The organism is Streptomyces sp. NBC_00386 (assembly GCF_036063235.1).
Lineage (GTDB): Bacteria > Actinomycetota > Actinomycetes > Streptomycetales > Streptomycetaceae > Streptomyces.
On sequence record NZ_CP107950.1, the window covers coordinates 9,950,587 to 9,976,179 of the forward strand.

Consider the following 25,593-nt stretch of genomic DNA (forward strand, 5'->3'; position numbering starts at 1 on the left):
GCACGACCGCCGTGCCCGCGCGTTCGGAAAGGCTCATCGAGGCTCCTTCGTGGATACCCCTGGCTTCAGCCGGGGGAGGAAACGAAGCTCCTGCGGAGCAGGGCAGGGAAAGCCGGTTCGCCCTCTGGGCGCAACGGCGTTGTCAGTGGCGGCCAGTACGTTGGCCACGTGTATCTGAGGTATTCCTTCCGGATCGACCCGACGCCGGGTCAGCGCACTGCGCTGGCCCGTACGTTCGGCTGCGCCCGGGTGGTCTACAACGATGCGCTGGCCGCCAGGAAGTCCGCCTATGCGGTGGACAAGTCGCGTATTGCGACGGGTGTTCTGGCACGGCGGGTGATCACGGAGGCGAAGCGGACGCCCGAGCGGGCGTGGCTGGCCGAGGTGTCCGTGGACGCTTTGCAGTCCTCCCTGCGGGACCTGGATACGGCGTATGCGAACTTTTTCGCGTCGGTGTCGGGGAAGCGGAGTCGCCGTGTGGGCCTGCCCCGGTTCAAGTCGAAGCGGGAGGCACGGCAGTCGGTCCGGTTCTCGAAGAACGGGTTCCGGTTGCGGGACAACGGCCGTTTGAACCTCGCGAAGATCGGTGATGTGCGGGTGCGCTGGTCGCGTCCGCTGCCGTCGGCTCCGGCGTCGGTGACCGTGATCAAGGATCCGTCGGGCCGGTACTTCGCGAGTTTCGTCGTTCAGGTCGAGTTCGAACCGCTTGTGCCCGTCACGGCCGAGGTCGGCGTCGACCTCGGCCTGACCCACTACGCCGTTCTCTCCGACGGCAAGGTGATCGACAATCCGCGCTTCCTGCGCCGCGCCGAGCGGAGGCTGAGGAAGGCGCAGCAGACCTTGAGCCGCAAGGTGAGGGGATCCGCGAACCGGGCCAAGGCCCGCATCCGCGTCGCCCGTGCTCACGTCCGGGTGGCCGACGCGCGCAGAAACTGGTGCCATCAGAGTGCTTCGAGGCTGGTCCGCGATAACCAAGCGGTCTACCTCGAAGACCTGGCGGTCTCTGGCCTCGCACGCACCCGCATGGCCAAGTCCGTCCACGATGCCGCGTGGGGCACGTTCCGCCGCGTGCTGGAGGACAAGGCCGCTCGAGCCGGCCGTCACGTCGGTGTCGTCTCCCGCTGGCTGCCGTCGTCCCAGACGTGTTCGGTGTGCTGGGCCGTGGACGGGAAGAAGCCGCTGTACGTACGCACCTGGCGGTGCAGCGGCTGCGGTACTGAGCATGATCGTGACCTCAATGCGTCGCGTGTGATCCTCGCCGCCGGACAGGCGGAGAGGCTAAACGCCCCTGGAGGGCCGGTCAGTCCTGGTGCGGAAAACCCGCGCCAGGCACGGCCCGTTGAACGGGGAACCCACCCGAAGCCCCAGCCGGTGACCACCGGCAGGCAGGCGGGAATCCCTCTCCTTTAGGAAGGGGAGGATGTCAAGAGGCGTACTCGCTGTTCTCGTGGACGTAGTCGGCGGTGAGGTCGTTGGTCCAGATGACCGCGCGGTCCGTGCCGGCGGCGAGGTCCACGGTGATGTGGACGTCGCGGCCGCTCATGTCCACCAGCGCGCGGTCCTCGCCGATGCCGCCGCTTCGGCACACCCGCACGCCGTTGATGGCGACGCCGAGCCGGTCGGGTTCGAAGGCGGCGGAGGTGGTGCCGATGGCGGACAGGACCCGGCCCCAGTTGGGGTCCTCGCCGTGGATCGCGCACTTGAGGAGGTTGTTGCGGGCGATGGAGCGGCCCACCTCGACCGCGTCGTCCTCGCTCGCGGCGCCCGTGACCTCGATACGGATCTCCTTGCTCGCGCCCTCCGCGTCCCCGGTCAGCTGCCGGGCCAGGTCGGCGCAGACCGCGTGGACGGCCTGCGCGAACTCGCCGTACGCGGGAGCGATTCCGGCGGCACCGGAGGCGAGCAGCAGCACGGTGTCGTTGGTGGACATGCAGCCGTCGGAGTCGACCCGGTCGAAGGTGACGCGGGTGGCGTCCCGCAGCGCCCTGTCCAGGCAGGCACCGTCCAGGTCGGCGTCCGTGGTGAGCACGGCCAGCATGGTGGCGAGCCCGGGGGCGAGCATGCCCGCGCCCTTGGCCATGCCGCCCACCGTCCACCCGTCCCGGGTGACGGCGGCCGTCTTGTGCACCGTGTCGGTGGTCATGATCGCGCGCGCCGCGTCCTGGCCGCCGACCGCGGACAGCAGCGCGACGGCGCTCTCGACGCCGGGCAGGAGACGCTCCATCGGCAGCGGCACGCCGATGAGCCCGGTGGAACACACCGCCACCTCACCGGAGTCCAGGCCGAGCAGGCCGGCGGCCCGCTCGGCGGTGGCCTGCGTGTCCTTCAGGCCCTGCGCTCCGGTACAGGCGTTGGCGCCGCCGGAGTTGAGGACGACCGCGCGGATCCCGCCGTCCGCCAGGATGTGCCGGGACCACTGGACGGGGGCCGCCTGCACACGGTTGGAGGTGAAGACACCGGCCGCGGCACAGCACGGCCCGTCGTTGACCACCAGCGCCAGATCCGGGCTGCCGTTGTTCTTGATTCCCGCGGCGGTGCCCGCCGCCCTGAAGCCTCGTGCTGCGGTGACGCTCACTGCATCTCCTCAATCGGCGCGCCGCGTCAGCGGCTGATGTCCGTGCCGCCCCGGATCACGGTGCGACTCCGGTCGTGGAAAGCCCCAGCTCCTCGGGAAGACCCAGGGCGATGTTCATGCTCTGCACGGCGCCGCCCGCGGTGCCCTTGGTGAGGTTGTCGACGGCGCTGACCGCGATGATCCGGCCGACCGCCGGATCGAGGGCCACCTGGACCTGGACGGCGTTCGACCCGTACACGGCCCCGGTACTGGGCCACTGTCCCTGCGGCAGCAGCCGGACGAACGGCTCGTCGGCCAGCGCCTTCTCGTACGCGGCCCGCACGTCCTGGACGCCGGTGCCGGGCCGGGCCGCGGCGGAGCAGGTGGCCAGGATGCCGCGCGGCATGGGGGCCAGGGTCGGGGTGAAGGAGACGGCGATTCGGTGGCCCGCCACGGCGCTGAGGTTCTGCACCATCTCCGGGGTGTGCCGGTGGCCGCCGCCCACGCCGTAGGGCCGCATGGACCCCATGACCTCACTGCCGAGCAGGTCCGCCCGGGGTGACTTCCCGGCCCCCGACGTGCCCGACGCCGCGACGACCACCGCCTCCGGCCCGGCGATACGGGCCGCGTAGGCGGGAAAGAGCGCCAGGGACACCGCCGTCGGATAGCAGCCCGGCACCGCGATGCGCCGGGCACCCGCCAACTTCTCGCGGGCGCCCGGCAGTTCGGGCAGTCCGTAGGGCCAGGTGCCCGCGTGCGGGGAGCCGTAGAACCTCTCCCAGTCGGCCGCGTCCGCGAGACGGAAGTCCGCCCCGCAGTCGACGACGAGCGTGTTCTCGTCCAACTCCCGTGCCACGGCGGCGGACTGGCCGTGCGGCAGGGCGAGGAAGACGACGTCGTGTCCCCGAAGGGCCTCGGCGGTGGTGGGCCCCACCTCCCGTCCGGCCAGCGCGGCCAGGTGCGGCTGGAGGGTGCCCAGCCGCTGCCCCGCGCTGGAGTGCCCGGTCAGGGCGCCGATCCGCACCTCGGGGTGGGAAAGGAGCAGACGCAGGAGTTCGCCCCCCGCGTACCCGCTCGCTCCGGCCACGGCTGCTCGCACTGTCATCTGCTCTCCTGGTGGGACGCGGTCGGGTTGCCTCGTGGCGTCAGCCGGACGTCTGCTCGCAGAACTCGGCGTTCAGGATGGGCAGGATCGCCGACGCGTCCCAGTCGCCGTTGTAGTTGAAGGTGAGTTCATGACGGCCGTCCTCGGTGAAGGCGGCCAGCGTCAGCGACCCCACCACACCCCCGTCGTGGTACCAGATGTCGCCGCAGCTCATCGTGAGCTTCTCGATGCCCAGCCCGTAGGACGTGATCGGCAGGTCGGGGTTGACGACGGTCGTCTTCAGCTCCTTCAGCTGCTGCGCCGGCAGCAGCTTTTTGCCCAGCAGGGCCCGGTAGAACAGGTTCAGGTCGTGGGCGCTGGAGATGATGTCGCCGTCGCCCCAGTTCTGGGAGCCGTTCAGCTCGGTGACGTCGTCGATCCGCTCCGGCTGGGTGCTGTAGAAGAGCTTGGAGTAGCCGCGGCCGCTGGGCCGGGGCAGGTCGCTGCCGGTGCCGGGGTTGGACGTCGACGTCAGCCCCAGCGGCTCGATGATGCGCTGGCGCACCTCGTCCTCGTACGGCCTGCCGCCGACCTTCTGGACGATCAGTGCCGCCAGGACGTCGTTGGTGTGGGAGAACGCGTGCCGGGCGCCGGGCTGGAACAGCGGCGCGTGGGAGAAGGCCACCTGCAGACGCTGCTGGGCCGTCAGGGTGTCGTAGCGGTGCTGCAGGAAGCTGTCGCCCATGGTGTACGTCTGGTAGTACGGCACGTCGGCGAGGTAGTCGAACAGCCCGCTGGTGTGGTTCAGCAGCTGCCGGACGGTGATCAGGGCGCCGTCGTTGCCGTTGCCGCTCACCACGCCGGGCAGGTAGCGCTCGACCGGGTCGTCGAGGCCGATCTTCCTCTCCGCCTCCATCTGGAGCAGGACCGTCGCCACGAAGGTGTTGGTGATGCTGCCGGTGCGGAACCGGTCGTTCTTGCCGCGCGGCGCGCCCGTCTCCCGGTTGCCGACGCCCGCCGCGGTCTTCCAGACACCGGCGGCGTCCCGCGCCTCGGCGCTCACGCCGGGGACACCGGCCGCGACGGCCGCCTCGATCGCCGCCTGCGTGCTCTGGTGGCCGGCCGCCCCCGCGGCCGTGTCACCCGATGCCCGGGCGGGACCCGTGAGGACGGTGGCCGTCAGGGCCACCGCCGCCAGGCCGACCACGCCGGCTCTTGGCCTGTTCCGCATCGTCATCGTCGTTTCCCCGTCTCTTCGTCTCGTCCGCACATTGGCTGGATCCGTACAGGTGCGGTTCGTGGCGGCACCGTAGGTCACCTGGCTCGCGGGCAACTCGTGCGGCGCCACCACGGCCGGGAAGGCGCAGGTGCACTGCCCTCCGACCGCCCGCCGCCCTGCCCCGCCGACGGCCGGAATTGATCGTTCTACCGGTGCGCGCAAGGGAGTTCGGCGCACCCCGGGTGTGGCCGGGTCGTACGTCCGTCGCCGCGCGCCGCGCGGCGCGGGGGAGGGGCGAAGGGCTGCGCCCGGCCCGCGTCCGGCGCCGGGGCCGCGTCCCGTGCCATCCGCGGCCTCAAACGGGCCCGGGGCGAGTCCGCGGGCACGCCGTCGCCCGGTGCCCGGCCGACTCCGGTGCCAGGGCGTCGCCGGGTGCCCGGCCGAGTCCGGGATCAAGGCGTCGCGGGGGCCCGGTCGAGTCCGGGCGGGGCGTCGTCGGCTGCCCGGCCGGGTCCGGGGCGGGGTGCTGCGGGCTGCCCGGCCGGTCCGCGGACCGGCATCACCCGGTGCCCGGCGGCTCCGTGGGCGCGGCATCGTGGCACACGAAACCGGCCCGGTACAGAGGATCACCGCGGGGCGCGGGTGCGGGCGGACGGCAGGGGGCCGACGGGGCCGCCGCCCTTGTAGCGCCGACGGCGTGCTCCCTACGGTTTTGAGGCATCGCCGGGGCCGCCACCGGCGCCGGCTGTCCTGTCGACCGGACAGCGCGGGTGTCCCGTCGACCGGACGGGCACCGGCCGGCGGACCCGCGCCCGGTGCCCCGCGCACCCGGCCAGGCGATTTCCCATCCCGAGTCACCCCCTGACCGACAAGGACGGTGCCCAGTTGAGCACGAACCCCTTCGATGACGCGGACGGCCGTTTCTACGTGGTCGTCAACGACGAGGAGCAGCACTCCCTGTGGCCGGTGTTCGCCGAGGTGCCCGCGGGCTGGCGTGTGGTCTTCGGTGAGGCGGCCAAGGCCGAGTGCCTGGAGTACGTCGAGCAGAACTGGACCGACCTGCGGCCCAAGAGCCTTCAGGAGGCCATGGCGGCGGACTGACCGCCGCCGCTCCCGCGACCCGGCCGGCACGACGCTGCCGTCCGCCCCGGACCGGTCCGCGCCCAGGAAGACACTTCGAGTGGGGAGTTGAAGGTTGTGACGGGGGCTGTGAGAACCGCGGGCAGGCACCGGCCGGGGCCCGTGGACGCCGGCCGTGCGCCGGCGCAGGGCGACGTCCTGTCCTTCGTGGGGTCGCAGGCCACGGTGCAGAAGTCGGGGATGGTCTTCCCCCCCAACCTGCCGGAGCGGTCCTGGGAGCGGATCGGCGCCAACCTGCGCGAGCTCGTGAACTCCTCCGCGTGGTGGCTCGCCGACTGGCTGCTCTACGGTGAGGCCACCTACGGGTGGCGGCGCTACAAGGAGGCGATCGAGCGCACCGGGCTCGACTACCAGACCCTGCGCAACTACGCGTGGGTGGCCCGGCGGTTCGAGCACCACCGCAGGCACGACGGCCTCAGCTTCGCCCACCACGCCGAGGTCACCCGCCTCTCGCCGCCGGAGCAGGACTACTGGCTGCGCAGGGCCGAACAGCAGAAGTGGTCGCGCAACGAACTGCGCAGGGCGCTCCGCGCCGGCCTGGCCGCGCAGAGCGACGAGGCCGGCGACTCCCCGGGCACGGACACCGGGAAGCGGGAGGTGCCCCGGCCCGTCGAGCCGGCCGCCACCGAGCAGCACCGGCAGGTCACCACGCTCACCATCGAGCTGTCCGCCGACCAGCTGGAGCACTACTCCCGGCAGGCCGCCGCACACGGCCTGCCCGTCGGCCGGTGGGTCACCCAGACGCTCGACACCACCGACCGGCACGACGCCGACCGGCGCACCACCGACCGGCGCACCGCCTGAACAAGCAGCGCGCACCGACGCACCGCCCGAAGCCGCCCCGCACCGCCCGAAGGCGCCGGCACACCCCTACCGCGCGGCGGGCCGGCGGCTCGTCCGACCGGACACCCCTCTGGACACCCCTCATATCGGAGTCAGTTGATGATCCTTCAGGGAAAACGGGTCGCCCTTCCCCCGGCGCCCGTCGTCCACCAGCAGTTCGAGGCGCACGCGCAGGCCACCCCCGACGCCGTCGCCGTCGTCTGGGCCGGCCGGCAGGTGACGTACGCCGAACTGGACGCGAGGGCGAACCGGTTCGCGCACTTCCTCACTGCGCGCGGACACGGCCGGGGCGCGAAGGTCGGCGTCTGCCTCGACTACTCCATCGACCTGCTCGTCGCCATCCTCGGCACACTGAAGGCGGGCGCGGCCTACGTGCCGTTCGACCCGGCCTACCCGGCCGCCAGGCTCCAGCTGCTGCTGGGCCAGGTCCCCGGCCTCGCCCTGATCGTGGCCTCCCCGGCGACGGCCGCCATGGTCGCCTCGGCGGCCGTCGACGTCGTCGACCTCGACGAACTCGGCGAGCACCTGGCGGACCTGCCGGAGACCTCTCCCGGCGTCCCCGTCACGGGCGACGACATCTGCTACGCCGTCTTCACCTCCGGCTCCACCGGTACGCCGAAGCTGACCGCGGTGCGCCACGAGGGCTGGTTCAACCTGATGAACTGGCTGAAGCTCGAGTACGGCCTGCACAGCGGCTCGGACAACCTCGTCGTCAGCGCGTTCGGCTTCGACCTCTCCCAACGCGCGCTGATGACACCGCTGTTCTGCGGCGCCACCCAGTACCTGCTGGCCAGCCGCAACTTCGACGCCATGCTGGCCTACCGCGTCCTGCGCGAGCACGACATCCGCGTGGTGCACTGCGCCTCCAGCACCCTGTACGTACTGATCGACTGGGAGAACGCGCGCGGCGGCGACGCCCTCACCCGTCTCGACTACGTCCTGTTCGGCGGGGAGGCGCTCAAGCCCGAGCGGCTCACCGACTGGATGCGGCGCGAGGGCAACACCTGCACCCTGCTGCACCAGTACGGCGTGGCCGAGTGCACGGACGTGGCGACGTCGTTCGACCTCGCCGGGTACCGGACGGGCGAGCACGACATCGCCCCGGTCGGCCGGCCGGCGTACAACACCGACATCCACCTCCTCGACGAGCGACTGCGCGGTGTCGAAGCGGGGGAGGAGGGCGAGATCTGCATCGCCGGGGCCGGTGTCGGCGCCGGCTACCTGGGCGCCGCCGGCCCCGAGAACGCCAGGTTCACGACGGTCGAGGTCGACGGCGCGCCGGTCAGGCTGTACCGCACCGGCGACCGCGGCCGGGTGAGCGAGGCCGGTGACCTCGTCGTCGCCGGGCGGATGGACGCACAGGTGAAGGTGCGCGGCATGCGCATCGATCCCACCGACATCGAACGCGCGCTCGGCAGGCTGGCCGAGGTGCGGGAGGCCGCCGTGGCGGTCACCCACACCGACGCCGGCGAGGCCGAGCTGACCGCGTTCGTGGTACCGGAGGCGGGCGCTCTCGCCGAGGACGCCGTGCGCGCCCGCCTCCTTCAGGCGCTGCCGCGGAACATGGTCCCGGCCAGGTTCATCGACATCGCGGCGATCCCTTTGAGCCCGCACGGGAAAGTCGACCGCGCGGCGCTGGTCGACGCCCTCAAGAACCGAGGACAGTGATGACTGCCGACAGCGTGCACGCCATCTGGCGCCGGGAACTGAAGCGCGAGGACATAGCGGCCGACGACGACTTCTTCGCCCTCGGCGGCCAGTCCGTGATCATGGTCAGGATCCAGGGCGCCTTCCTGGAGGAACTGGGCGCCGAGGTCCCCATGGACCAGATGTTCCTCCACCCCACGGTGGCGTCGATCTCCGCCTACATCGAATCCCTGCCGCCGCATCGATAGCCGGCCGGCCCCACGAGGATCTCCCGGCCCGCGGGCCGCGTTGCGTGCAAAAAACTATCTGGTCAGAGAGGCGCGCCATGTACGACGTGATTGTCATCGGTGCCCGTTGTGCGGGTTCGCCGACGGCCATGCTCTTCGCCCGGCAGGGCTACCGGGTCCTGCTGCTGGAGAAGGCACGGTTCCCGCAGGACACGCTGTCCTCGCACTACATCCACATGCAGGGCATGGGACTGCTGAACCGGTGGGGACTGCTCGGCAAGCTCCGCGACGCGGGCTGCCGGCCCATCACCCGCCAGAGCTACCAGGGCCCCGGGGTGCGCATCGAGGGCTTCTCCCTGCCGGTCGACGGCCTGGACCACACCTACGCCCCCCGGCGCTACGTCCTGGACCCGCTGCTCGCCGAGGGGGCCGTCGAGGCCGGCGTGGACTTCCGGGAGGGCTGCGCGGTCAAGGACCTGGTGTGGCAGGACGACCGGGTCACCGGCGTGCGCTACACGACACCCGAAGGCACCGAGACCACGGAGCGGGCACGCCTGGTCGTCGGAGCGGACGGCATGCGCTCCCTGGTGGCCCGCAAGACGGGCGCGCGCAACGTCATCGAGCACCCGCGGGTGAGCTGCACCTACTACAGCTACTGGGAGAACGTCCCCTCGCACTTCGAGCTGTACGAGCGGCCCGGCCGCTGGATCGGCGTCATCCCCACCAACGACGACCTCACGCTGCTGATGACCTACTTCCCGCAGGACCTCTACAACGAGGTCCGCAAGGGAGTGGAGCCCTTCTACCTCGACTCCTTCCGCACGACCGCGCCCGAACTGTACGAGCGGATGCGGGCGGGCCGGCGGGTGGAGCAGATCTACGGCACGGGCCACCAGGAGAACTACTTCCGCAAGGCCTACGGCCCCGGCTGGGTGCTGGTCGGCGACGCGGTCAACCACAAGGACTCCATCACCGCCCGCGGCATCACCGAGGCCTTCGCCCAGGCCCAGTCCCTCATCGACCACGTCGGCACGCAGCTGCACGACGACGCCGCGCTGCGCACCGCGCTCAAGCGCTACGAGAACGACCTGAGCGGCGAGGCCCTCAGCCACTACCAGGGCGCCCTGAACGTGGCCGAGCTCAAGCCCGAGGGCCGCGTGGAGATGCTGCAGCAACTGGTCGGCCACCAGGAGCACATCGACCGCTACTTCTCGACCCTGTCGGGGGCGTGCTCCATCGACGACTTCTACAACGACGAACTTCTGGACCTGCTCGACCTGAGCTGAGTCGCGGCCCGCTCCCTCCTGGTTCTGCCGATTTGGAGAAACACAATGATCCCGTTGTCGTTCGCGCAGCGCCGGCTGTGGTTCGTGGACCGGTTCGAAGGCCCCTCGCCGACCTACAACGGCGCCTTCGCCCTGCGGCTGACCGGTGAACTGGACGCCGGCGCGCTGCAGGCGGCGCTCGGTGACGTCGTCGACCGGCACGAGGTCCTGCGCACCGTGATCGTCGAGGGCGACGACGGCGTCCCGCACCAGCAGGTGCTGGCGTCGGGGGAGAAGCCCTTCGACCTGAGGGTCCTCGACGTCACCGAGCAGGACCGGGCGGCGGCCGTCGAGGAGGCGGCCACCGCCACCTTCGACCTGGCCGCCGACACCCCGATCCGCGCCCGGCTGCTGCGGTGCGCACCCGACGAGCACACCCTGGTCGTCGTCGCGCACCACATCGCCGTGGACGGGGAGTCCTTCGGGCCGCTGTTCCGCGATCTCACCACCGCCTACGCGCTCCGCGCCGAGGGCAGGGCACCCGAGTGGGAGCCGCTTCCGGTGCAGTACGCGGACTACACGCTGTGGCAGCGCGACGTGCTCGGCGACGAGTCCGACCCGGACAGCCTCTCCGCCCGCCAACTGGCCTACTGGGGCAAGGCGCTGGCCGACCTCCCGCAGCCGCTGGCCCTGCCGACGGACCGCCCGCGCCCGCGGGTGATGAGCCCCGACGGCGACCGGATCCCGTTCACCATCGACCCCGACCTGCTCGGCGCCGTGGAGAAGCTGGCCACCGGGGCGGACACCACGGTGTCGATGGTCATGCACGCGGCGCTGGCGGTCCTGCTGCATCACCTGGGATGCGGCGACGACCTGTCCATCGGCGCCCCGATCACCGACCGCACCGACGAGGAACTGCGCGACCTCGTCGGCTTCTTCGTCAACACCTGGGTACTGCGCGTCGACCTCTCCGCCAACCCGACCTTCCGCGCCCTGCTGGAGCAGGTCCGCGACCGCTCGCTGGCCGCCTACGACAACCAGGACATGCCCTTCGAGCGGCTGGTGGAGCTCCTCAACCCCGACCGCTCCACCGCCTACAACCCCTTCTTCCAGGTCATGCTCTCCTGGCAGCCGCCCGTGCCGCCGCTCGAGCTGCCCGGCCTCGGCGTCCAGGTCGAACGGCTGGAGACCGGCACCGCCAAGTTCGACCTGTTCTTCGACCTCCTCCCGGACAGCTCCGGCGGCGCCCGGTGCCGGCTGGAGTACGCCACCAGCCTCTTCGACCAGGACACCGCCGACGCCATCGCACAGCGGTTCGTCCGCGTGCTGGGCCGGCTCGTGGCCGACCCCGAGCGCGTGATCGGCACCGTCGACGTCCTCGACACCACCGAGCGCGAGCACCTGCTCGCCCGCACCGACGACACCCTCGCGGCGGCGCCCGCGGCGACGATCCCGCAGCTGTTCGAGAACCAGGCCGCCCGCACCCCCGACGCCCCCGCGCTCGCGTGCGACGGCCGGATGCTGACCTACCGGGAACTGGACGAACGGGCCGACGCGCTCGCCCGGGAACTCATCCGGCGCGGCGCCGGCCCCGAGGACCTGGTGGTCCTCGCGCTGCCGCGCACCGAGGACCTGGTGATCGGCCTGCTCGGCATCCTCAAGTCCGGTGCGGGCTATCTGCCGCTGGACCCGCAGTACGCCCAGGGACGGGCCCACAGCGTGCTGTCCGAGGCGGCCCCGCGCTTCGCGGTCACCGACACCGCGACCTGGCAGGAGATCCCCGCCAACACCATCGACACCGTCGTCCGCCTCGACCGGCACGCCGACTGGGAGCCCGCCACGGGCGCCCCCGACGACACGGCCCGCCGCGCGCCGCTCGGCCCGGACAACCTCGCGTACGTGATGTACACCTCCGGCTCCACCGGCAAGCCCAAGGGCGCGGCCATCACCCACCGGGGCGTCGTCGACGGCGTACGGGAACTGGTGGACGTCCTCGGCACACCGCCCGGGTGGCGGATGCTGGCCGGCACCTCCGTCAACTTCGACGTCTCCGTCTTCGAGCTGCTGACCACCCTGACCACCGGCGGCACGGCCGAGATCGTCGCGAACACGCTGGCACTGGCCGAGCGCGACAGCTGGGACGGGCACATCGTCAGCGGCGTCCCCTCGGTACTGAGCGAACTCGTCCCCCACCTCGGCAAAGCGCCCGACATCCGCACGGTCGTCCTCGCCGGCGACGTGCTCCCGGGCCGGCTGGTGCGCCAGCTGCGCGAGGCCCTGCCCGACGCCCGCATCATCAACTCCTACGGCCAGAGCGAGAGCTTCTACGCCACCACCTTCTCCCTCGCACCGTCCAAGGAGTGGTCCGACAGCGACGTCGCCCCCATCGGCACCCCGCTGGGCAACATGCGCGCCTACGTCCTCGGCCCGGGCCTCGCCCCGGTGCCCCAGGGCGTCATCGGCGAGCTGTACGTCGTCGGCACCTGCCTGGGCCGCGGCTACCACGGCCGCGCCGCCCTGACCGCCGAACGCTACGTGGCCAACCCCTACGGCCGGGCCGGCGAACGGATGTACCGCACCGGCGACCTCGCCCGTTGGAACGCCCAGGGACAGCTGGAGTGCGTGGGCCGCGGCGACGGCCAGGTCAAGGTGCGCGGCTTCCGCATCGAGACCGCCGAGGTCGAGGCGGCGATCACCCAGCACCCCGGGATCAGCGAGGCGGTGGTCATCAGCCGGGAGGTGCCCGCGGGCGGCAAACGGCTCGTCGCCTACGTGGTGCACACCGGTGAGGGAGCCGTCGGCGACGACGGCGCCGGCGGCATCGGCGACGTGGACGTCCTCGCCGGAGCCTCCTCCGCCGAGCTGCGCAAGTTCGTCGCCGCACGGCTGCCCGACTACATGGTCCCGGCCGCCTTCGTGGCCCTGGGCCGCCTCCCGCTGGGTGCGACCGGAAAACTGGACCGCTCGGCCCTGCCCGAACCGGAGTTCCTCGGCGAGGCCTACCGCGCGCCCCGCACCGAGGCCGAGACCATCATCACCGCCGCCTACGCGGACGTCCTGGGCGTGGAACGCGTCGGCGCCGACGACGACTTCTTCGCGGTCGGAGGCGACAGCCTCCGCTCCATCCAGGTGGTGGCCAGGGCCAGGGCCCGCGGCCTGGAGCTGTCCACCCGGGAGATCTTCGAGTGCCGCACCGCGGCCCGCCTCGCCGAGGTCGCCTCCGCCCGCCAGGGACAAACACCCGTCCTGGAGGAGGACGAGGAAGGCGGCATCGGCCCGATGCCGCTGCAGCCGGTGGCCCGGCACGTGTTCGAACACGGCGGCGGCACGGACCGGTTCGCCATGTCGATGGTCCTCGAACTGCCCGCGGGCATCGACGCGGACGGCCTCACCGCGACCCTGGACGCCGTCCTTAACCGGCACGACCTGCTGCGCGCCCACCTGGTGCGCGGCGACGAGCCCACCCTCGTCGCCCGCCCGGCGGGCACCGTGCGGGCCGCGGACCTCATCCGCCGGGTCGACTGCCAGGGCCGCTGGGAGGAGCCGTCCGCGCTGGCCGCGGCCAAGGCGGAACTGCACGACGCGGTCGGCCGCCTGGACCCGCAGGCCGGAACCATGGCCGACTTCGTCTGGTTCGCCGCCGCATCGGGCCGGGGCAGGCTGCTGGTGGTCCTGCACCACCTGGTGGTGGACGGCGTCTCCTGGCGCATCCTCATGTCGGACTTCGCCGAGGCATGGCAGCAGGTCCGCACCGGCACCGCACCCGAACTGCCCCCGGTCGGCACCTCCGCCCGCCGCTGGGCGGCCGCCCTGGCCGACGAGGCCCTCTCCGAGCGGCGGGAAGCGGAACTGCCGTACTGGCGCGACCTCCTCGAATCCCCCAACCCCCCACTGGGCACCCGGGCGTTCGACCCGGCACTCGACGTGTGGTCCACCGTCGAGACCGTGCGGGTCCAGCTGCCCGCCGACGTCACCGACGCCGTCCTGACCACCCTGCCCGCCGCGTTCAAGGGCACCGGCACCGACGTACTGCTCGCCGCCCTCGCCCTGGCCCTCGACCACTGGCGCACCACGGACGGCCCGACACTGGTCCGTCTCGAAGGACACGGCCGCGAGGAGGACGCCGTCCCCGGCGCCGACCTCTCCCGCACCGTCGGCTGGTTCACCACCATGTACCCCGCCCGCGTCGACGTGACGGCGGTGGACCTGGACGACGTGCTGGCCGGCGGCCCCGCCGCCGCCACGGCGATCAAACGGGTCAAGGAGCAGCTGCGCGAGGTCCCCGGCAAGGGCCTGGGCTACGGACTGCTGCGCCACCTCAACCCCGAGACCGCCGAACAGCTCGCCGGCCTCCCGGTCCCGCAGATCGGGTTCAACTACCTCGGCCGGATCTCCGACACCGACGTGCCCGAACACCTGCGCACCGACGGGTGGGGACCGGCGTCCTGGTCCGCCGAACTGATCGCGCAGCCCGACCCGGACCTGCCCGCCCTGTCCGCCCTGGAGGTCAACTCCGTCGCCACGGACACCGCCGAGGGCACCCGACTGCAGGCCGCCTTCATGTTCCCCACCGGAGTGCTCTCCCGCGAACGGACCGCCGAACTGGCCGAACTGTGGGTCAAGGTGCTGCACGGCATGGCCGCCTACGCCGCCACCGGCGACATCGGCGGACTCACCCCCGCCGACGCCCCGCTGGTCACCGTCGGCCAGCGCGACATCGAGACCTGGGAGGAGCGCTACGGCCGGCTGGCCCAGGTGTGGCCGCAGGCCCCGGGACAGTCCGGTATCCAGTTCCAGGCCGCGCTCGCCGACGGCGCCTTCGATGTCTACCACATGCAGTTCGTGCTGCACCTGTCCGGACACGTCGACCCCGACCGCATGCGCGCCGCCGGACAGGCACTGCTCGAGCGCTACCCCAACCTGCGCTCCGCGTTCCTGACCACCGCCGACGGCGAGCCGGTGCAGGTCGTGGCCGAGCACGTCGACCTGCCCTGGCAGCACCTGGACCTGACCGGATACAGCGAGGCCGAGCAGAACGCGGCACTGGACGCGGCGCTGGCCGCCGACCGCGCGAACCAACTCGACCCCACCCGGCCGCCGTTGCTGCGCCTGGCCCTGCTCACCTGCGGGCCGCAGCGGGCCAAGGTCGTCCTCACCGCCCACCACACCCTGTTCGACGGCTGGTCCTCACCGCTGGTGATCACGGACCTGGTGAGGCTGTACGCCGGGACCACCGCCCTCGCCCCGGTCCGCTCCTACGGCGACTACCTGGCCTGGCTGACCCGGCAGGACAAGGACGCCTCCGCCGCCCGGTGGAAGGCCGAACTCGACGGATTCGACGAGCCGACCCACGTCGCCGCGGGCCTCACCTCCCAGGGCCAGGCATCCTCCCTGGGACGCGTCGAGGTGCCGCTGTCCATCGACAAGGGCCGCGAACTGGCCCGGCGCGCCGCACAGCTCGGCGTCACGCTCAACACGCTGCTGCAGGGCGCGTGGGCGGTGCTGATCTCGAAACTGACCGGACAGCACGACGTGGTGTTCGGCGCCGCCGTCAACGGCCGCCCCGCCGACCTGACCGGCAGCGACGAGATGGTCGGCCTGTTCATCAACTCCCTGCCGACCAGGGCCCTGTGCCGGCCCGAAGCCGGCCTCGGCGAGGTCATCACCGACCTGCAGAACCGGCAGATCACCCTGCTCGACCACCACTACTACGGCCTGGCCGACATCCAGCGCGGCACCGGCCTGCCCTCCCTGTTCGACACGATCGTGGTGTTCGAGAACTACCCGGTGGACCGCGAGGGCATCGTCGACGCGAACACCTCCGCGGGCTTCACGATCGACGCCATCCGCCCGTTCGCGGGCTCCCACTACCCCCTCACCCTCAACTCCTCCGACCCCTACCTGCGCCTGTCCCTCGACTACCAGAAGAACCTCTACGACCACCAGGCGGCCGAGGCCATCGCCGCCCGACTCGTCCGCGTCCTGGAGCAGGTCCTCCAGGACCCCACGGTGCCGGTCGCCGCCGTGGAGGTCCTGGGGGAGGAGGAACGCGACCGGCTGGTGCGGCAGATCAACGACACCGCGCACCCGCTCACCCCCGACACCCTGCCCGGCGCGTTCGAGGCCCAGGCCGCCCGCACCCCCGACCGCCTCGCGGTCATCGGCGAGCACGAGCGGCTGACCTACACCGAGTTCAACAAGCGCGCCAACCAGCTCGCGCACTGGCTCATCGAACAGGGCGCGGGCCCCGAAAAACTGGTCGCGGTGAAGATCCCCCGCTCGGTGGACCTGATGGTGGCGATCTACGCCGTGGTCAAGGCCGGCGCCGCCTACGTGCCCATCGACACCGAACTGCCCGAGGACCGGGTGCGGCACGTCCTGGCCGGCGCCCGGCCGCTGCTGGTGCTCGACCAGAGCCTCCCGGACGTCTCCGGCCACCCGCAGAGCGACCCCGAGCGCACCCTGTCGCCGGACAACGCCGCCTACGCCATCTTCACCTCCGGCTCCACCGGCGGCCCCAAGGGCGTGCCGGTGGCACACCGGGCGATCATGAACCGGCTCCAGTGGGGACTCGCGCACTTCGACGTCACGCCCGAGGACCGGGTGCTGCTGAGCACGACGGCCAGCTTCGACGTGTCGGTGCCGGAACTGTTCGCGCCCCTTCAGGCCGGCGCCGCGGTCGTCATCGCCCGCCCCGACGGCCGCCGCGACCCCGCCTACCTGGCGGAACTGATACGGCGCGAACAGGTCACCGGCGCCGACTTCGTGCCCTCCCTGCTGGAGGCGTTCGTCGCCGAACCCTCGGCCAAGGACTGCACCAGCCTGCGCTGGATCGAGGTCGCCGGCGAGGCGTTCCCGCCCGCGCTGGCCGACCGGTTCACCCAGCTGCTGCCGAACTGCACCGCCAACAACCTCTACGGGCCCACCGAGGCGGCCGTCGAGGTCACCGCCCACCAGTACGTGCCCGGCGCGGACCGCCTGCCGATCGGCACACCGGTGTGGAACACCCAGGTGTACGTCCTGGACGCGGCCCTGCGCCCGGTCCCGGCCGGGGTCACCGGAGAGCTGTACCTCGCCGGCGACCAGCTCGCCCGGGGCTACCTCGGACAGATGGGACTGACCGCGGACCGCTTCGTGGCCTGCCCCTTCGGAGCACCCGGCAGCCGCATGTACCGCACCGGGGACGTCGTGCGCTGGAGCGGGGACGGCCAGGTGGAGTACATCGGCCGCTCCGACTTCCAGGTCAAGATCCGCGGCTTCCGCATCGAGCTCGGCGAGATCGAACAGGCCCTCGCCGCGCACCCCGACGTCGACAGCGCGGTGGCCCTGGTGCGCGAGGACCGCCCCGGCGACCAGCGCCTGGTCGCCTACCTCGTGCCGGCCGCCACCACGGACCCGGCCGGCCTGGACCTCGCCGCCCTGACCGGCCTGGCCCGCGAACGGCTGCCGGAGTACATGGTCCCCACCGCGCTCGTGCCGCTCGCCGAACTCCCCAAGACACCCAGCGGGAAACTCGACCGGGGCGCCCTGCCCGCACCCGACCGCGCCGAGACCGCCACCGGACGAGGACCGCGCAACCACAACGAGGAAGTCCTGTGCCGGCTGTTCGCCGAACTCCTCGGAGCGGACGAGGTCGGTGTCGACGTCGACTTCTTCGACAACGGCGGGCATTCGCTGCTGGCCACCCGGCTGGTCGGCCGCATCCGCAACGAACTCGGCGTCGACGTGAAGGTCACGACCGTGTTCCGCAGCCCCACCGTCGCCGAACTGGCGGCCCGGATCGAGAAGTCGGCCAAGTCGAACCGCCTCCAGCTGCGACAGATGAACGTTTAGGAGTAGCACGATGATCCCGTTGTCCTTCGCCCAGCGCAGGCTGTGGTTCCTCCACCGTCTGCAGGGGCCGTCCGCGACGTACAACATCCCGTTCGTGCTGCGCCTGGACGGGCCGCTGGACACCAAGGCCCTGGCCGCGGCGGTGACCGACGTCGCCACCCGGCACGAGAGCCTGCGCACCCTGCTCGTCGAGAGGCCGGACGGCACCCCGGAGCAGCGCATCCTGGACCCCCAGGAGGCCGACCTCGCCTTCCGGGTGGTCGACGTGGCCGCGGACGCGGTGGACGAGGCGATGCGCCGCTTCGTGGGCGAAGGCTTCGAACTGGACACGGACCTGCCGCTGCGCACCCGCGTCTTCCGCCTCTCCGCGCACGAGCACGTGCTGGTGTTCGTCTTCCACCACGTCGCCGCGGACGGCGCGTCGATGGCCCCGTTCCTGCGCGACCTGCTGGCCGCCTACGCCGCCCGCGGGCGCGGCCAGGCCCCCGACTGGCAGCCGCTCACGGTGCAGTACAAGGACTACACCGTGTGGCAGCGGCAGATGCTGGGCGACGAGGACGACCCCGACAGCGTCGCCTTCGAGCAACTCGACTACTGGCGCCGCGAGCTGTCCGCAGTGCCGCAGCCGGTGCAGCTGCCGCTGGACCGCCCGCGGCCCACCTCGGCCGGCCACCGCGGCGGCCATGTCGACCTCGAACTCGAACCCGACGTGGTCACCGGGATCGGCCGCCTGGCCGCCGAGCACGGCGCCACCGCGCCGATGGTCGCCCAGGCCGCGCTCGCGGTGCTGCTGCACCACCTCGGCGCCGGCAACGACCTCACCATCGGCAGCCCCATCGAAGGGCGCCCCGACGAGCAGCTGGAAGACCTGATCGGGTTCTTCGCCAACACCTGGGTGCTGCGCGTCGACCTCTCCCGCAACCCGTCGTTCGGCGATCTGCTGGACCAGGTCCGCGACCGGGCGCTGGGCGCCTACGACAACCAGGACGTCCCCTTCGAGCACCTGGTGGAACTCCTCGACCCGGAGCGCACCACCGCCTACCAGCCCCTGTTCCAGGTGATGCTGGCCTGGCAGTTCGCCTGGTCCCCCCTCGAGGTGCCCGGCCTCAAGGTCACCCCCGTCCCGCTGGGCACCGACACCGCCAAGTTCGACCTGTTCTTCAACATCGTCCCCGACCCCTCGGGCCGCGCCTACGGGCGCCTGGAGTACGCGACGGAACTGTTCGACCACGCCACCGCCCAGAGTCTGGTCGACCGCTACGTCCGCGTGCTGCGCCAGGTCGTCGCCGACCCCGGCACCCGCCTGGGCCGGGTGGAGATCCTCACCACGGCCGAACAGGACCGGCTGACCCGGCTGAACGACACCACGGCGCCCGTGCCGGACACGACGATGGCCGACCTGGTCGCCGCCCAGGCGGCACGGACACCGGACGCGACCGCGGTGGTCTGCGGGCCGGCGCAACTGTCCTACCGCGAACTGGAGACCCGCGCCGGCCGGCTGGCCGCCGTGCTGCGCGAACACGGCGTCGGGCCGGACGTCCTGGTCGCCGTGGCACTGCCCCGCTCCGCGGACCTGGCCGTAGCCCTCCTCGCCGTCCTCAAGGCCGGCGGCGCCTACCTGCCCGTCGACCCGAACTACCCGGCCGCGCGCGTCGACCTGCTGCTCACCACCGCCGATCCGGCCCTGGTGATCAGCGACCACGCGACGGCGCCCACCGTCGCCAACGCCGCACGGCGCGTCCTGCACCTCGACGACCTGAGCCTGGACGGGCCCGCCGTCCAGGCACCGGACGCCGGCACCGGCCCGGACCACCTCGCCTACGTGATGTTCACGTCCGGCTCGACCGGCACCCCCAAGGGCGTCGCCGTCACCCACGCCGCCGTGGTCAACGGCGTACGGGACCTGGCCCGGCGCACCCACGTCGAGGCCGGCTCACGGATGCTCGCCGCGACCTCGGTGAACTTCGACGTCTCCGTGTTCGAGATCTTCACCGCGCTGACCTGCGGCGCGAGCGTCGAGATCGTCCGCGACGTCCTCGAACTCGCCGAACGCGACGCCTGGTCGGGCACCACCATCAGCGCCGTGCCGACCGTGTTCGCCGCACTGCTCGATCAGGTCGCCACCGACGGCGGCCCCGGACTGCGCCTCGACGTCGAAACCGTGATCTTCGCCGGTGAGGCGCTCTCCGCGGACATGGTCCGCACGGTGCGCCGGATCCTGCCCGGCACCCGCGTCATCAACGCCTACGGCCAGACCGAGAGCTTCTACGCCTCCACCCACACCGTCCCGCGGCAGGGGAGCGACACCGGCGCGATACCGGTCGGCACACCACTGGCCAACATGCGCGCCCACGTCCTGGGACCCGAACTGGCCCCGGCCCCGCCGGGCGTGATCGGCGAACTGTACGTCGCCGGCCCGGTCGCCCGCGGCTACCACCACAACAGTGCCGCCACCGCGGAACGCTTCGTGGCCTGCCCCTTCGGCCCGCCCGGCACGCGGATGTACCGCACCGGCGACCTGGCCCGGTGGGACGCCGAGGGCCGGCTCAGGTACGCCGGACGCGCCGACGACCAGGTCAAGGTGAACGGCATCCGCGTCGAACCCACCGAGATCGAGACCGTCCTGGCCCAGCACCCCGCCGTCGCCCGGGCCGTCGTCACCGTGTGCGAGGACCCCTCCGGCACCAAGCGGCTCGTCGGCTACGTGGCCCGAGCCGGTGCCACAGGCGGCGACGCGGACATCAACGCCGGTGTCTCGGTGGCCGATCTGCGCCGGTTCGCGGCCAAGCGGCTGCCCGACTACATGGTGCCCGCCCAGCTGATGGTCCTGGAGAGGCTGCCGCTGACCGCCAACGGCAAACTGGACCGGGCAGCCCTGCCCGAGCCGCAGTTCACCGGCACCCAGTACCGCGCGCCGCGCACCGAGGCCGAGCGGGTGCTGGCCGAGGTCTACGCCGACGTCCTGGGCGCCGGGCAGGTGGGCGTCGACGACGACTTCTTCACCGGCGGCGGCGACAGCATCCGCTCCATCCAGGTCGTGGCACGCGCCAAGACCCGCGGCGTCGTCGTCACCACACGGGAGATCTTCGAGCACCGCACCGTCGCCCGGCTCGCCGAGCTGGTCGAGGGCCGGGCCGACGAGGAGCGCGTGACCCTGGCCGAGCTGCCGGGCGGCGGCGTGGGCTGGGCCCCGCTGCCGCCGACCGCGGCCCACGTCCTCGCCCTGGGCGGCCCCGTCGGCCGGTTCTGCATGTCCGCGCTGCTGACCCTGCCCGAGGACATCGACCAGGCCGGCCTCACCGCGACCCTGCAGGCCCTCCTGGACCGGCACGACGTGCTGCGCTCCCACCTGGACCGGGCCGAGAAGGGCCTGCGCATGCGCGAGGCGGGCACCGTGGACGCCGCCACGCTGGTGCGCGAGGTCCCCTACGACGCCGCCACCGTGCAGGCCGAACTGGACGCGGCCGCCGGCCGCCTGGACCCGGACGCCGGCGTGATGGCCCAGTTCGTGCGGTTCACCTGCGCCACCGGGGCCGACCGGCTGCTGATCGTGCTGCACCACCTGGTCGTCGACGGGGTGTCCTGGCGGATCCTGCTGCCCGACCTGGTGGCCGCCTGGCAGCAGGTCAAGGGCGGCCTCGAACCCCTGCCGGCACCCGCGGGCACCTCACTGCGGCGCTGGACGCACGCGCTCGCCGAGCAGGCCGCCACCGCCGGGCGCATCGCCGAACTGCCGCTGTGGCAGGACGTCCTCGCCGGTGACGAACCGGTCCTGGGCGCCCGCCCGCTGGACCCCGCACGCGATGTCACCTCCACCGTCGACACCGTCCGCGTCCAGCTGCCGGCCGATGTCACCGCCACCCTCCTCGACACCGTGCCCGCCCTCTTCCGCGGCGGCGTCGACGACGGCCTGCTCACCGGCCTCGCCCTGGCCCTGGCCCGCTGGCGCCGCACCCGCGGCGTGCCCGCCACCCCGGCCCTCGTCCGGCTCGAGGGCCACGGCCGCGAGGACCACCTCGTACCCGGCGCCGACCTGTCCGCCACCGTCGGCTGGTTCACCGCCATGTACCCGGTCGCCCTGGACGTGACCGGCATCGACCTGGCCGACGCGTTCGCCGGCGGCCCCGCCGCCGGCCGGGCCGTCAAGGCCGTCAAGGAACAGCTGCGGGCCGTCCCCGACCACGGCATGGGATACGGCCTGCTGCGCCACCTCAACGCGAAGACCGCGCCCGCGCTGGCCCGCCTGCGCCGCCCGCAGATCGGCTTCAACTACCTCGGCAAGGCCTCCGGCGCGGACATCCCCGAGGAACTGCGGGGCCTGGGCTGGGCACCCGACACCACCCACCGCGACCTGATCGCCGCACCGGACGCGGACATGCCGGTCCTGTCCGCGCTGGAGATCAACGCGGTGGCCACCGACACCGGCGACGGCGACGAACTGACCGCCTACTTCGGCTTCCCCACCGGCGTCCTGTCCCGCGAGGACGTCACCGAACTGGCCGCACTGTGGACCCAGGCGCTGACCGCGCTGGCCCGCCACGCCACCACCCCCGACGCGGGCGGCCTCACCCCCGGCGACGCACCCCTGGTCACGGTGGGCCAGGCGGAGATCGACGCCTGGGAGGCCCGCTTCGGCAGGCTCGCCAGGATCTGGCCGGCGACCCCCGCCCAGTCCGGGATCCTCTTCCAGGCCAAGCTCGCCGGGGCGTCGTTCGACCCGTACCACATCCAGCTGGTGTTCCACCTGTCCGGCAGGGTCGACCCGCAGCGGATGCACCGCGCAGGGCAGGCACTCCTGGACCGCCACCCCGTCCTGCGCGCCGCGTTCGTCGACCGGGCCGACGGCGACCTCGTCCAGGTGATCCCGGAGTCGGTGACGCTGCCCTGGCGACACCTCGACCTGACCGCCCTCGACCAGCCGCAACGCGACGAGACGTTCGAGCGGTTCCTCACCGAGGACCAGAAGGCCTACTTCGACGCGGACACCCCGCCGCTGATGCGCCTGGCCCTGGCCGTCCTCGACCCCGACCGGCCCGAACTCGTCCTGACCGCCCACCACGCCCTCTACGACGGCTGGTCCACACCGCTGCTGATGCAGGACCTGCTGCTGCTCTACGCCGCCGACGGCGACGCCTCCGCACTGCCCGCCACCCGCGACTACGGCGACTTCCTGTCCTGGCTCACCCGCCAGGACCCCGAAGAGGCGGCGCGGGCGTGGGCGGGCGAACTCGACGGGCTCGGCGAGCCGGCCCTGCTCGCCCCCGACTCCGCCGACACGGACGACGGCGTCCGCGACCAGGTCGAGGTCGCACTGCCCGTCGAGGAGGCACACGAACTCGTACGCCGCTCCTCCGAGCTGGGCATCACCGTCAACACCCTGGTGCAGGGCGCCTGGGCGCTGCTGCTGGGCCAGCTCACCGGCCGCCAGGACGTGGTGTTCGGCGCGACCGTCTCCGGGCGCCCGCCCGCGGTGACGGACGTGGAGTCGATGGTCGGCATGTTCATCAACACCCTTCCCGTACGGGTGACCCACGCGCCCGGCGACACCGTCGGCGAGGTCCTGGACCGCCTCCAGCGCCGCCAGGCCGGCCTGGCGGAGCACCACCACCACGGGCTCGCGGAGATCCAGAAGTCCGCCGGAGTACGGTCCCTGTTCGACACGCTGGTCGTCTTCGAGTCCTACCCGGTCGACCGGGAGGGCCTGGAGGACGCCAGCGACGCCGCGGACGGGATCACCTTCACCGGCCTGCGCCCGTCCGCCGGCAACCACTACGCGCTGTGCCTGACGGCGGCGGCCGACCCGCATCTGCAGCTCGTCATCCAGTACGCGCCGGGCGTCTTCGACCGGGACACGGTGGAGACGTACGCGGCCCGCCTGGTGCGCTTCTTGCGGCAGCTGGCGGCCGACCCCGCGCTGAGGATCGCGCAGATCGACGCGCTCCAGGAGGGCGAACGCGAGCGGATGCTGGCCCCCTTCGACGACGAAGCCGCCCGCGCCCGCCACGTCACGCTCACCGAACTGGTCGAGGCGCAGACGGCCCGGATCCCGGACAAGGTCGCCGTGGCCGCCCGGGGCGAGTCGCTGACGTACGCCCAGCTGGACGCCCGCGCCGAGGCGCTCGCGGCCGAACTGGCTCGGCACGGAGTGGGCCCGGAGACCGTGGTCGGCGTGGTCCTGCCGCGCACCGTGAACATGGTCGTGGCCCTGCTGGGCGTGCTCAAGGCGGGCGGCGCGTATCTGCCCGTCGACCCCGCCTACGCCGCCGCCCGGCTCCCGCACGTCCTGCCCACCGCCCGGCCCCACCTGGTCCTGACCGACACCGGCACCCGCGACCTCGTCCCCGCCACCGACATCCCCGTCCTCCTCCTCGACGACATCGACCTCTTGGCCCCGCCCGCGGACGCCCCGCGGGCCGGGGCGCGGCCGAAGGCCGGTCCGGACAGCCTCGCCTACGTCATCTACACCTCCGGCTCCACCGGCGTGCCCAAGGGCGTGGGCGTCACCCAGTCCACCGTCGTCAACGCCGTGGACACGATGGTCGCGCAGGCCGGGGCCGAGGCCGGACGGCGCATCCTGGTCGCCGCCTCCTTCGGCTTCGACGTCGCCACCTTCGAGACCTTCGCCGCCCTCACCCGGGGCGGCACCGCCGAGATCGTGCGCGACGTGCTGGAACTGGCCGAACGCGACAGCTGGGACGTCGACGTCATCTGCTCGGTGCCCTCCGCCTTCGCCGAGCTCGTCGACCAGCTCGCCGACCGCATCGACCCCACGGCACTGAACATCTCCGGGGAGGTGCTGACCCCGGTCCTGGCGGAGCGGGTGCGCACCCGCTGGCCCAAGGCCCGCGTCATCAACAGCTACGGCCCCAGCGAGACGTTCTACGCCACCGGCTTCCTCCTGGACCCCGACGAGCCGTACACGCAGGGTGTGCCCATCGGGCGTCCCTTCCCCGGCGTACGGGCCTACATCCTCAGTCCCGGACTTGGCCTGCTGCCCGCGGGCACCCCGGGCGAGCTGTACCTGGCGGGCGCCGGCCGCGGCTACCACCGCCAGGCGGCCCTGACCGCGGACCGCTTCGTCCCCGACCCCTACGGGCCCGCCGGCTCGCGGATGTACCGCACCGGCGACCTGGCCCGCTTCACCCCGGGCGGCGAGCTGCAGCACCTGGGCCGCATCGACACCCAGGTCAAGATCCGCGGCTACCGGGTGGAACCCGCCGAGGTCGAGGCCGCCCTGACCACCCATCCGCGCATCGCCCAGGTCGCCGTCGTGACCCAGCAGCCCGGCGACACCACCCCCTACCTGGCCGCCTACCTCGTCCCCGTGGACGGCGCGAGCGTGCCGGACGCGGCCGAGATCCAGGAGCATCTGGCCGACCGGCTGCCCGAGTACATGGTGCCCGCCGCCTACGTGCCGCTGGAGAGGCTGCCCCTGTCGCCCAACGGCAAGCTCGACCTCAAGGCCCTGCCCGCACCCGACCTCACCTCCCACACCCCCTTCAGGGCGCCCACCACCCCGCGCGAGGAGGCGCTGGCCAGGCTGTTCGCCGAGGTGCTCGGACTGGAGAAGGTCGGTGTCGACGACGGCTTCTTCGAACTCGGCGGGCACTCCCTGCTCGCCACCCGGCTGATCACCCGGGCCCGCTCAGAGATCGGGATGGAGATACCCATCCGGAAGATCTTCGACCTGCCGACGGTCGCGGCGCTCGCCGCATGGTCGGAGGAATCGGCCGTACCCCTTCGCCCCGCTCTGCGCAGGATGATCCCAGAGGAGTAGAACC

11 protein-coding genes are annotated in these 25,593 nt (G+C 72.4%); 8 read left to right on the top strand and 3 right to left on the bottom strand.

Translation table 11 applies throughout. The features are described from left to right. Positions 1 to 168 precede the first annotated feature (168 nt). Positions 169 to 1,410: an RNA-guided endonuclease InsQ/TnpB family protein gene (locus OG780_RS43580; RefSeq protein WP_328443629.1), complete on the top strand. Its 1,242-nt coding sequence runs from the start codon at positions 169 to 171 to the stop codon at positions 1,408 to 1,410. Between the two features lie 13 nt (positions 1,411 to 1,423). Here the strand turns inward: OG780_RS43580 and argJ are convergent, their stop codons facing one another. Genes argJ through OG780_RS43595 form a run of 3 tightly spaced genes read right to left on the bottom strand, consistent with a single transcriptional unit; the run spans position 1,424 to position 4,875 of the window. Further along, a complete protein-coding gene (gene argJ, locus OG780_RS43585) occupies positions 1,424 to 2,575 on the bottom strand; it encodes a bifunctional glutamate N-acetyltransferase/amino-acid acetyltransferase ArgJ (RefSeq protein ID WP_328443627.1) in 1,152 nt (383 codons plus the stop codon). Between the two features lie 55 nt (positions 2,576 to 2,630). Then, positions 2,631 to 3,659 (bottom strand): N-acetyl-gamma-glutamyl-phosphate reductase, encoded by a 1,029-nt coding sequence (argC, locus tag OG780_RS43590; protein ID WP_328443625.1) that lies wholly within the window; start codon positions 3,657 to 3,659, stop codon positions 2,631 to 2,633. A 40-nt stretch (positions 3,660 to 3,699) separates the two neighbouring features. Next, positions 3,700 to 4,875: a serine hydrolase domain-containing protein gene (locus tag OG780_RS43595; protein ID WP_328443623.1), complete on the bottom strand. Its 1,176-nt coding sequence runs from the start codon at positions 4,873 to 4,875 to the stop codon at positions 3,700 to 3,702. Between the two features lie 867 nt (positions 4,876 to 5,742). Between OG780_RS43595 and OG780_RS43600 the strand changes: the two genes are divergently transcribed. The 7 genes from OG780_RS43600 to OG780_RS43630 all read left to right on the top strand — a co-directional run bounded on the left by OG780_RS43600 (position 5,743) and on the right by OG780_RS43630 (position 25,589). After that, on the top strand, positions 5,743 to 5,958 hold the full coding sequence (locus OG780_RS43600) for an MbtH family protein (protein WP_328443621.1): 216 nt from the start codon (positions 5,743 to 5,745) through the stop codon (positions 5,956 to 5,958). A 141-nt stretch (positions 5,959 to 6,099) separates the two neighbouring features. Beyond that, positions 6,100 to 6,801 carry an LmbU family transcriptional regulator gene (locus tag OG780_RS43605; RefSeq protein ID WP_328443619.1) on the top strand — a complete coding sequence of 234 codons (702 nt, stop codon included), beginning with the start codon at positions 6,100 to 6,102 and terminating at the stop codon, positions 6,799 to 6,801. 138 nt (positions 6,802 to 6,939) lie between these two features. Further along, positions 6,940 to 8,508 carry an amino acid adenylation domain-containing protein gene (locus tag OG780_RS43610; RefSeq protein ID WP_328443617.1) on the top strand — a complete coding sequence of 523 codons (1,569 nt, stop codon included), beginning with the start codon at positions 6,940 to 6,942 and terminating at the stop codon, positions 8,506 to 8,508. Beyond that, the gene (locus OG780_RS43615) at positions 8,508 to 8,735 is read left to right on the top strand and encodes a phosphopantetheine-binding protein (protein WP_328443615.1); all 228 of its coding nucleotides are present in this window, start codon (positions 8,508 to 8,510) and stop codon (positions 8,733 to 8,735) included. Before OG780_RS43610 ends, OG780_RS43615 begins: the two co-directional genes overlap by 1 nt. A gap of 77 nt (positions 8,736 to 8,812) precedes the next feature. Next, positions 8,813 to 10,000 (top strand): NAD(P)/FAD-dependent oxidoreductase, encoded by a 1,188-nt coding sequence (locus OG780_RS43620; protein WP_328443613.1) that lies wholly within the window; start codon positions 8,813 to 8,815, stop codon positions 9,998 to 10,000. 45 nt (positions 10,001 to 10,045) lie between these two features. Further along, positions 10,046 to 17,812, top strand: a complete 7,767-nt coding sequence (locus OG780_RS43625; RefSeq protein ID WP_328443611.1) for a non-ribosomal peptide synthetase — start codon at positions 10,046 to 10,048, stop codon at positions 17,810 to 17,812. Between the two features lie 10 nt (positions 17,813 to 17,822). Next, a complete protein-coding gene (locus OG780_RS43630) occupies positions 17,823 to 25,589 on the top strand; it encodes a non-ribosomal peptide synthetase (protein ID WP_328443609.1) in 7,767 nt (2,588 codons plus the stop codon). Positions 25,590 to 25,593: the final 4 nt, after the last annotated feature.

Bases quoted from the DNA above. Each gene is read 5' to 3' on its own strand.
- argC (WP_328443625.1), bottom strand. From the start codon at position 3,659: ATGACAGTGCGAGCAGCCGTGGCCGGAGCGAGCGGGTACGCGGGGGGC.
- OG780_RS43595 (WP_328443623.1), bottom strand. From the start codon at position 4,875: ATGACGATGCGGAACAGGCCAAGAGCCGGCGTGGTCGGCCTGGCGGCG.
- OG780_RS43610 (WP_328443617.1), top strand. From the start codon at position 6,940: ATGATCCTTCAGGGAAAACGGGTCGCCCTTCCCCCGGCGCCCGTCGTC.
- OG780_RS43615 (WP_328443615.1), top strand. From the start codon at position 8,508: ATGACTGCCGACAGCGTGCACGCCATCTGGCGCCGGGAACTGAAGCGC.
- OG780_RS43620 (WP_328443613.1), top strand. From the start codon at position 8,813: ATGTACGACGTGATTGTCATCGGTGCCCGTTGTGCGGGTTCGCCGACG.
- OG780_RS43625 (WP_328443611.1), top strand. From the start codon at position 10,046: ATGATCCCGTTGTCGTTCGCGCAGCGCCGGCTGTGGTTCGTGGACCGG.
- OG780_RS43630 (WP_328443609.1), top strand. From the start codon at position 17,823: ATGATCCCGTTGTCCTTCGCCCAGCGCAGGCTGTGGTTCCTCCACCGT.